Genomic DNA, 8772 nt, shown 5'->3' on the forward strand with positions numbered 1-8772 from the left:
TTTCTCGTATCGTCACGTCGACCTTAACCCGTGCCGGGCCTGCGCTCCTTCCCGGCCACGAGCGGCCGCGCCGCTGCGCCGGGTCACAACGGCCCTGGTCGGTGTCGGTCCGGTCGCGTACCGTGAACGCAACCTCCCGACCCGACTCCGGACCCACCGTGCCGGAGCCTGCCTGAAGAAGGAGACCGATGGTGCCGGTCCTCCCCGGAGCCGAGCCGTACCGCCATGAAGGCGGCGAGGTCGGCGTCCTGCTCTGCCACGGTTTCACCGGTACTCCGCAGTCGCTGCGCCCGTGGGCGGAGCACCTGGCCGCGCGCGGCCTGACGGTCTCCCTGCCGCTGCTCCCCGGGCACGGCACGCGCTGGCAGGACCTGGCGCTGACCGGGTGGCAGGACTGGTACGCGGAGGTGGACCGCGAGCTGCGCGCGCTGAGCGAGCGCTGCACGCAGGTCTTCGTCTTCGGCCTGTCGATGGGCGGCGCCCTGACGCTGCGGCTCGCGGCCAAGCACGGCGACGCGATCAGCGGGATCGTCCTGGTGAACCCGTTCAACAAGATGCGCGACCCGATGGCCTTCGCCCTTCCGGTGGCCCGGCACTTCGTGCGCTCCACCAAGGGTGTCGTGAGCGATATCGCCAAGGAGGGCTCCGAGGAGGTCGGCTACACCCGGGTGCCCCTGCACGCGGCGCACTCGCTGCGGCGGTTCTCCCGCCTGGTCGACGCCGAACTGCCGCAGGTGACGCAGCCGTTGCTGCTCCTGCACAGCCCGCAGGACCATGTGGTCGCGCCGGCCGACTCGGCCCGTATCCTCGGCCGCGTCTCGTCCACGGACGTCACCGAGCTCCTGCTGGAACAGAGCTACCACGTCGCGACGTTGGACCATGACGCGGACCGGATCTTCGACGAGAGCGTCTCCTTCGTCGACCGGCTCGCATCCGACGCGAAGGATTCCCGGGAAGGTACGACGGCCGGTGGCTGAGCACGAAGCGGCGGACCGCGACGAGAGCCGCGAGGACCACGACGAGCAGGAGCAGCAGGACCGGAACGACGGTGCCCTGCGCGATCCGCTGGCCAAGTCGCCCCAGGCGCAGGGCCCCGAGCCCGCGCCGCTGGACGAGGACGCCGCCTGGGCCGCGATCATCGCCGGATACGGTGCGCAGCCGGCCGATCCGCCGGGCGCCAAGCCCTTCAAGTCCGTCGAGGATCTCGCGGGCCTGGTCGCGGAGGCGGAGGAGGCCGAGCAGGAGCGGGGACCCGCCCGCGCCGGTCCGGACAAGCCGGTGGGCAGCTCGATCGTCTTCGCTCCCGGCGTGGGGCCGCGGGACTATGACGTGGCCGAGTCCTCGGACGACGATCTGGACGGGAGCGACGAGGGCCACTTCGTACCGCCGGAGCCGCCGCCGCTGCCTGAGGCCGATACGACGGCCAAGTTCGCCTGGCTCGCGGTGATCGGCGGCCCCGTGCTGCTGCTGCTCGCGATCCTGCTCGGCTGGCCGATGACGTGGTGGCTCACCACACTGGGCATCGGCGGCTTCCTGGGCGGCTTCGCGACGCTCGTGATGCGGATGGGAGACGGCGAGGACGAGGACGACGACCCGGGGCGCGGCGCGGTCGTCTGAGGTCTTTTCCGGGCTGAACCGTGTGCCCGGGTCAGGCTGAATCCGTGTGCCGGGTCAGGCCGAATCAGCGGGGACCCTGAGGGCGGCCAGCAGCGGCAGATGGTCCGTGGCCGCGAGGAGGTCCGCTTCGGTGATGCCCGCGTGGCCCAACGGGACGCCGCAGCCGAGGACTTCGATACCGCGCGAGGCGAAGATCGCGTCGATGCGCTGGCGCGGCGTGGCGGGCTCGGACGTGTACTCGCCGCCCCAGGGCTTCGTCGCCCAGCAGTCCTGGAGCGCGCCCGCGAGCAGCTTGAACGTACGGCCGTGCGGCTTGTCGTTGAGGTCGCCGCCCGCCACGGTGTGCTCCACGCCCATGCCGGCGAGCCGGTCGAGCAGCATCCCGCCCTGGTCGTAGCGTTCGTCGGTCTGCAGGGACAGATGGCAGCTCAGGACGCCGAGCCGGGCACCGCCGATCCGTACGACCGCGGTGGCGAAGCCGCGGCGGTGCAGACCGGGCGTCAGCGGGAGCAGCACGTCCTCGGTGCGCTCGACGGTGACGCGCAGCGAGCAGAGCAGCGCCGGCCCCGCGGCCGGTGCGCCGCCTCCGAGGATCACCAGGTTGGAGGCCTTGGCGAGACGCGCGAGCTTCTTGTTCCAGCGGAAGAAACGCGGGGCTTCCTGGATGAGGACGAGGTCGGGGTCGCAGGCGCGGATCACCCGGGCGAGCGCGGCGGTGTCGTCGCGCATCGAGCGGATGTTGTACGAGAGCACCCTGACGACGGACGAACCGTCCGGTTCCGTACGGGAGTTGGGCAGCGAGATGGCCTTGGCCTGTCCGGTCACCGGGCCACGATATGACAGCGCCCGCCGGTCCTGTACGGAACACGGCGGGCGACGGCCATACGCGAGGAATCACATGACCGGGTCGGGCTCCCGTGCCAGGTCGGCGGCGCCCACGAGGCCCGCCTTGTTGCCGAGCTGAGCCGCGATCACCTCGGCCTGCGGGCGCCAGTTGCCACCCACGAGCCAGCGCTTGTACGACTTGCGGATGGGGTCGAGCACCAGCTCGCCCTCGTCCGAGAGTCCGCCGCCGATGATGAACGCGGACGGGTCGAAAAGCGAGGCGAGGTCGGCCAGACCGGCGCCGGCCCAACGGGCCAGCTCACGGTAGGAGTCGACCGCGACCAGGTCGCCCTGGCGGGCGGCCATCGAGATGTGCTTGCCCTCGATGCCCTCCGGGGTGCCGTCGCCCAGGGAGAGCAGCAACTCGGCGTTCTCCGGGGTGGCGTTGGCGCGCTGCTTCGCGTACCGCACGAGCGCGCTGCCGGAGGCGTACTGCTCCCAGCAGCCCTGGCTGCCGCAGCCGCAGAGCAGACCGTCCGGGACCATCCGGATGTGGCCGAACTCGGCGGCCACGCCGAAGTGTCCGCGGCGCAGCTTGTTGCCGATGATGATGCCGCCGCCGAGGCCGGTGCCCAGGGTGATGCAGATGACGTTGCGATGCCCCTTGCCCGCACCGAACTTGTACTCGCCCCAGGCCGCGGCGTTCGCGTCGTTCTCCACGACCACCGGGAGGCCTACGCGGCCTTCGACCTTCTCCTTGAGCGTCTCGTGCCGCCAGTCGATGTTCGGCGCGAAGTAGACGGTCGAACGCTGGCGGTTGACGTATCCGGCCGCACCGATGCCCACGCCCACGATCTCGTGACCGGCTCGCGCGCCTTCCACGGCCGAGGCGATCGCGTCCACGATGGCCTCGGGTGTGCTGGGAGTCGGCACCTTGAAGGTGGAAAGGATCGTGCCTTCCTCGTCGACCACGCCGGCCGCAATCTTGGTGCCGCCGATGTCGACGCCGATGGTGAGTCCCATGTGTCCCTCAGTTTTCGGTCGAGCCCCGCTGCTGCCCAAGCCTAACTGAGGGGAACGTCAGTCCAAGTCGATGTGGTCGCCGCCGGGCTCGTCCTTCTTGTTCGGACGGTCCTCCTCGGCCCAACGGCGCTCATGGCCCTGTACCGCCGAACGGTAGGCCGCGAGCAGTTCGGTGCCTGCGGCCGCGAGGTGGTCGAAGACGTCGGGGTTGCGCTGGATGACGGGCTCCACGACGGACTTCGCCTGGTTGATCAGCTGGTTGACGGCGCCCTGCGCGGCCATCCCGGCGATGGGCGACTGGAGCCCGGACAACTTCTCGCTCACCGCGTCCACCAGACGGCGCAGTTCCTCGGCGGCGGATCCGGGCGGCGTGCCGTACTGGGTGCGGCGCCGGGCCTGCTCGGCGGCGAGGTCCTCGGCACAGGCCTGCTCCCATGCGTCGTCGTCGGCCGCTCGGGGCTGGTCGGCGGGGCGCTCGGTGTCACTCATGACGGGCTCCTGCGGCGGGTCGGACGGTGCGTGGCTGCGTACCTTCGACGGTACCCGAACGGCGGTACGGGGATCAGGGTGTGGCCGGTACGAGGCCGCTCAGGCGCGGGGCCACAGACCCGGGTCGGGCGCGAAACGGATGCCGAGCCCGCCGTCCTTCAGACCCGCGCCGGCGACGGTGCAGCGGCGCAGCGCGGACGGCAGGGGCACGATCCGGCGGAACTCCCCCGCGGTGATGACCAGTTCGTCCCCGCGCCGCACCAGATCGAGCTCCTCGCGCACGGCTCCGGGCAGCGGTATCTGCCACTCCAGGATCCCGTCGTCCGCCAGGCGGTCGGTTATCGGCCAGGAAGCCGGCCGCGGTACGGGGCGGGGCGCCGGGACCGCGAGGGCCGCCAGGTCGTCGGTGCCGCGCGGGTCGTGGCCGAGGTGGGCCACCTCGGCCACCGGCAGACGGTCGGTGCGCCACTCGGCGAGGGCCTTGTCCTGCTGGGCGGCGAGCCCGGCCAGCCACGGGTCGGCGGAATCCTTGGGCAGCACGCGGTTGGCGATCAGGGCCTCGACCGGCAGGCCGTACAGGGCGAGCCCCTTCACCGCGGACCGCATGGCGTCGACCCCGGCGGGACCGGGCTCGGCGACGAGCCGTACGGCGGTGTGCTCGCTCTCGATCACGGACTGCACCCCGGCGAGGTGCGCGTCCCACTGCGCGGCCGACTCGTACAGCCACTGCGCGGGCATGGGCACACCCGCGAGCTGGGCCAGCATGGGCCGCAGGGCCCGGGCGGCCTGGCGCTGAGGGGGCAGCAGCCTGCGCACGTAGCGGCGCAGCTGTGCGGGCAGCGCGAGGGTGGCCAGGGCCTTCTCCGTGGGCGGCAGATCGACCACGACGAGGTCGTGGGCCTCACCGCGATGGGCGTCGCGGAGCGCCGTGAGCAGGGCGAGTTCCTCGGCCCCGGGAAGCGGCGTGAGCTCGTCGTCGTCGAGCCGCTGGGCGCCGAACATGTCGAGGGCGGCGCCGGCCCGGTCCTGAAGGGCGAGGAGTTCCGTACGGAAATGGGCGGCGGAGTCGATCGTCCGCACGGTGACGCCGTCGACCGGCCCGGCCTGGGAGCCGAGCAGCAGAGTGCGCAGCCCTTGCGCCGCGGCGGCCCGAGCGGTGGCAGCCGCGATGGTGGTACGGCCGCTGCCGCCGGGGCCGGTGACGAAGAGGGTGCGCATGACAGTGAACGGTACGTGAACGCCCGCGGCACCGACCCGCCCCGGCCGGGCCCTACTTGGAGCCCGGCCCCACCCGCTACTTGGGGCCCGACTCCACTCGCTTCTTCAGCCCCGCAAGCGCCCGGTCGATGATGACCTTCTCCGCCTTGCGCTTGATCATCCCGAGCATGGGGATCTTCACGTCGACGGTGAGCTTGTACGTGACCTCGGTGCCCTTGCCGGCGGGCGTCAGCAGATAGCTGCCGTCGAGCGCCCGCAGCATCTGGGACTTGACCAGCGTCCAGCTGACCTCGTTGTCGCCGGTCCAGGTGTAGCCGAGGACCTGGTCGTCCTTGATCGCGCCGGCGTCCATGACGAGACGCACCTGCTCCGCACGCCCCGCGGCGTCGGTCGCGAGCACCTCCGCCTGCTTCACCTCGCCGGTCCAGTCGGGGTAGCGGGCGAAGTCGGCGATCACCGCCATGACCTCGGCGGGCGACGCCTCGATCGTGATGCTCGAGCTGGTGTGTTCCGCCATCGCCGTGGCTCCTCCAGTACGGGACGAAATGCAAGGGGCAGACGGGGTGGACCCGCCGCCGTGAAGGCTACCGCGCCGGCCCCGCACCAGGTCCCGCGCCTCAGCAGGCGAGACGGCGCCCGCTCACCACTCCAGCGCCCACGGCCGGCCCGACCCCGCGAAGTGCCCGACGTTGACGCACTCCGTGACCCCGATCCGCATCCGCCGCACCAGCGGCTGGTGCACATGCCCGAACAGGGCGTACCGGGGGCGGGTCCGCCGTATCGCCTCCAAAAGCGCGACGCTGCCGCGCTCGAAGCGCCGCGCCACGGTGTCGTACACGAGCTCCGGCACCTCCGGCGGAATGTGCGTGCACAGCACGTCCACCTCACCGACCGCCTCGATCTTCGCCGCGTACTCCTCATCGCTGATCTCGTACGGCGTGCGCATCGGCGACTTGAGCCCGCCGCCGACGAAGCCGAAGACGAGACCGCCGATCTCGATCCGCTCGCCGTCGAGGACGGTGGTGCCCCGGCCCGCGTACTCCTTCCACAGGCCCGGGATGTCGACGTTGCCGTAGGTCGCGTACGTCGGGGTCGGGAAGGCCGCGAACAGCTCGGAGTACTGCTTGCGCACCGCACTTTCGATGGCGGCGTTGCGGTCGAGCCCCTGCCAGAGCGAGGCGCCGAAGGCCCGTGCCTCCTCGAAGCGGCGGGCCGTGCGCAGTGCGACGATGCGGGAGGCGTTCTCGGTGCCGAAGAGGTCGGGGAAGATGCCGCGCGAATGGTCGGCGTAGTCGAGGAAGAGCACCAGGTCACCGAGGCAGACCAGGGCGTCGGCGCCGTCGCCGGCCCGGGCGAGGGCCTCGGTGTTTCCGTGTACGTCGCTGACCACATGCACGCGCATGCCGATCACCCTAGAACTCCGGAGCGAAGGGGGTACCCCCTGCTCGAACGAAGTTGAGAGCTTGGGGGAGGGCAGAGCGCACCGGTCCCCCACAGAACCCCCACCGGACCTGCGGTTACTTCCGAGTCGCCCGGAGGGTCGACTACTGTGCGAACTGCAACGCCTTGTCGTGTGACGCAGCGAACATCTGGCCCGGACCCCCTATCGGAGAGTCCATACCGGTGGGTAACGTCCGGGCAGTCCAGTCGTGCTCCCGTGCCCCACGCACCCGAGCACCTGCCCGATCTTGGACCGCACCGTCGCAGCACACAACGTCGTGGCGCCGGCGCCCTATGAGGAGCAGCAGTCTTGCGCGAGTTCAGCCTTCCGGCCCTTTACGAGGTCCCTGCGGACGGCAATCTGACCGACATCGTCCACCGCAACGCCACCCAGCACCCGGATGTCGCGGTCATCGGACGCAAGGTGAACGGCACTTGGCAGGACGTCACCGCCAGAGACTTCCTCGCCGAGGTACGCACCGCCGCCAAGGGCCTGATCGCCGCGGGCGTGCAGCCCGGCGACCGCGTCGGCCTGATGTCCCGTACGCGCTACGAGTGGACGCTGATCGACTTCGCGATCTGGAGCGCGGGCGCCGTCACGGTCCCGGTGTACGAGACCAGCTCGCCCGAGCAGATCCAGTGGATCCTCGGCGACTCGGGCGCGGTCGGCTGCGTCGTGGAGCTCGACGCCCACGCGGAGGCCGTCGCGTCGGTGCACGACCGGCTGCCCGCCCTGAAGAACGTCTGGCAGATCGAGGGCGGCGGCGGCCTTGATGAGCTGCGCGCGTCCGGCGCCTCGGTGAGCGACGAGACCGTCGACGAGCGTGCGGCCGTCGCGAAGGCCGACGACCCGGCCACGATCGTCTACACCTCGGGCACCACCGGCCGCCCCAAGGGCTGTGTGCTGACCCACCGCAGCTTCTTCGCGGAGTGCGGCAACGTGGTGGAGCGGCTGCGCCCCCTGTTCCGTACGGGCGAGTGCTCGGTGCTGCTCTTCCTGCCGCTCGCGCATGTCTTCGGGCGCCTGGTGCAGGTCGCGCCGATGATGGCGCCCATCAAGCTCGGCCATGTGCCGGACATCAAGAACCTCACCGATGAACTCGCCTCGTTCCGCCCGACGTTGATCCTCGGCGTCCCGCGCGTCTTCGAGAAGGTCTACAACTCGGCGCGCGCCAAGGCGCAGGCGGACGGCAAGGGCAAGATCTTCGACAAGGCCGCGGACACGGCGATCGCGTACAGCCGCGCCCTGGACACCCCGTCGGGCCCGTCGTTCGGTCTGAAGCTCAAGTACAAGACGTTCGACAAGCTCGTCTACAGCAAGCTGCGTGCGGTGCTCGGCGGTCGCGGCGAGTACGCGATCTCGGGTGGGGCGCCTTTGGGTGAGCGCCTCGGCCACTTCTTCCGCGGCATCGGCTTCACCGTGCTCGAGGGTTACGGACTCACGGAGTCCTGCGCGGCCACAGCCTTCAACCCGTGGGACCGGCAGAAGATCGGCACGGTCGGCCAGCCGCTGCCCGGCTCGGTGATCCGTATCGCCGACGACGGTGAAGTGCTGCTGCACGGCGAGCACCTGTTCGCGGGCTACTGGAACAACGAGGGTGCTACCGCCGAGGCGCTGGCCGACGGCTGGTTCCACACCGGTGACATCGGCACGCTCGACGAGGACGGCTATCTCGCGATCACCGGCCGCAAGAAGGAGATCATCGTCACGGCCGGCGGCAAGAACGTGGCGCCCGCGGTGATCGAGGACCGCATCCGTGCGCACGCGCTCGTCGCGGAGTGCATGGTGGTCGGCGACGGCCGCCCGTTCGTGGGCGCCCTGGTCACCCTCGACGAGGAGTTCCTGGGCCGCTGGGCCGACGAGAACGGCAAGACCTCGGCCTCCGTCGCGGTGCTGCGCGAGGACCCCGAGCTGCTCGCGACGATCCAGCGCGCGGTGGACGACGGCAACGCGGCGGTCTCCAAGGCGGAGTCGGTCCGCAAGTTCCGCATCCTCGGCTCCCAGTTCACGGAGGAGTCGGGCCATCTGACGCCTTCGCTGAAGCTCAAGCGGAATGTCGTGGCGAAGGACTTCGCGGACGAGATCGAGGCGATCTACCGGGGCTAGCATCCAGCCCCTGCGGCGTTTGAGCAGATCCGAACGAAGTTCGGATGAGGGGG

General features: G+C 70.8%; 9 protein-coding genes. 3 read left to right on the plus strand and 6 right to left on the minus strand.

Going from position 1 to position 8772, the window contains the following annotated elements; translation table 11 throughout:
• The first annotated feature begins 191 nt into the window (after window positions 1-191).
• The gene (locus G6045_RS19605; protein ID WP_165333310.1) at window positions 192-977 is read left to right on the plus strand and encodes an alpha/beta hydrolase; all 786 of its coding nucleotides are present in this window, start codon (window positions 192-194) and stop codon (window positions 975-977) included.
• Window positions 970-1617: a hypothetical protein gene (locus tag G6045_RS19610; RefSeq protein WP_165333298.1), complete on the plus strand. Its 648-nt coding sequence runs from the start codon at window positions 970-972 to the stop codon at window positions 1615-1617. Before G6045_RS19605 ends, G6045_RS19610 begins: the two co-directional genes overlap by 8 nt.
• 54 nt (window positions 1618-1671) lie before the next feature.
• Here the strand turns inward: G6045_RS19610 and G6045_RS19615 are convergent, their stop codons facing one another.
• From G6045_RS19615 to G6045_RS19640, 6 genes are all read right to left on the minus strand, one after another.
• Window positions 1672-2442 (minus strand): endonuclease/exonuclease/phosphatase family protein, encoded by a 771-nt coding sequence (locus G6045_RS19615; RefSeq protein ID WP_328707829.1) that lies wholly within the window; start codon window positions 2440-2442, stop codon window positions 1672-1674.
• A gap of 69 nt (window positions 2443-2511) precedes the next feature.
• Window positions 2512-3465 carry an ROK family glucokinase gene (locus G6045_RS19620; protein WP_165333299.1) on the minus strand — a complete coding sequence of 318 codons (954 nt, stop codon included), beginning with the start codon at window positions 3463-3465 and terminating at the stop codon, window positions 2512-2514.
• Window positions 3466-3522: 57 nt separating this feature from the next.
• Window positions 3523-3954 (minus strand): DUF5304 domain-containing protein, encoded by a 432-nt coding sequence (locus G6045_RS19625; RefSeq protein ID WP_165333300.1) that lies wholly within the window; start codon window positions 3952-3954, stop codon window positions 3523-3525.
• Between the two features lie 99 nt (window positions 3955-4053).
• Window positions 4054-5172 carry an ArsA family ATPase gene (locus G6045_RS19630; RefSeq protein ID WP_165333301.1) on the minus strand — a complete coding sequence of 373 codons (1119 nt, stop codon included), beginning with the start codon at window positions 5170-5172 and terminating at the stop codon, window positions 4054-4056.
• Between the two features lie 76 nt (window positions 5173-5248).
• Window positions 5249-5689, minus strand: coding sequence for an SRPBCC family protein (locus G6045_RS19635; protein WP_165333302.1), 441 nt, complete (start codon window positions 5687-5689; stop codon window positions 5249-5251).
• Window positions 5690-5812: 123 nt separating this feature from the next.
• On the minus strand, window positions 5813-6574 hold the full coding sequence (locus G6045_RS19640) for a metallophosphoesterase family protein (RefSeq protein WP_165333303.1): 762 nt from the start codon (window positions 6572-6574) through the stop codon (window positions 5813-5815).
• A 348-nt stretch (window positions 6575-6922) separates the two neighbouring features.
• Between G6045_RS19640 and G6045_RS19645 the strand changes: the two genes are divergently transcribed.
• Window positions 6923-8719: an AMP-dependent synthetase/ligase gene (locus tag G6045_RS19645; RefSeq protein WP_165333304.1), complete on the plus strand. Its 1797-nt coding sequence runs from the start codon at window positions 6923-6925 to the stop codon at window positions 8717-8719.
• The last annotated feature ends 53 nt before the right edge of the window (window positions 8720-8772 follow it).

Origin of the sequence: Streptomyces mesophilus, assembly GCF_011044995.1 — a bacterium.
Classification (GTDB): Bacteria; Actinomycetota; Actinomycetes; order Streptomycetales; family Streptomycetaceae; genus Streptomyces; species Streptomyces mesophilus.

Bases quoted from the DNA above. Each gene is read 5' to 3' on its own strand.
- G6045_RS19620 (WP_165333299.1), bottom strand. From the start codon at position 3,465: ATGGGACTCACCATCGGCGTCGACATCGGCGGCACCAAGATTGCGGCC.
- G6045_RS19625 (WP_165333300.1), bottom strand. From the start codon at position 3,954: ATGAGTGACACCGAGCGCCCCGCCGACCAGCCCCGAGCGGCCGACGAC.
- G6045_RS19630 (WP_165333301.1), bottom strand. From the start codon at position 5,172: ATGCGCACCCTCTTCGTCACCGGCCCCGGCGGCAGCGGCCGTACCACC.
- G6045_RS19635 (WP_165333302.1), bottom strand. From the start codon at position 5,689: ATGGCGGAACACACCAGCTCGAGCATCACGATCGAGGCGTCGCCCGCC.
- G6045_RS19640 (WP_165333303.1), bottom strand. From the start codon at position 6,574: ATGCGCGTGCATGTGGTCAGCGACGTACACGGAAACACCGAGGCCCTC.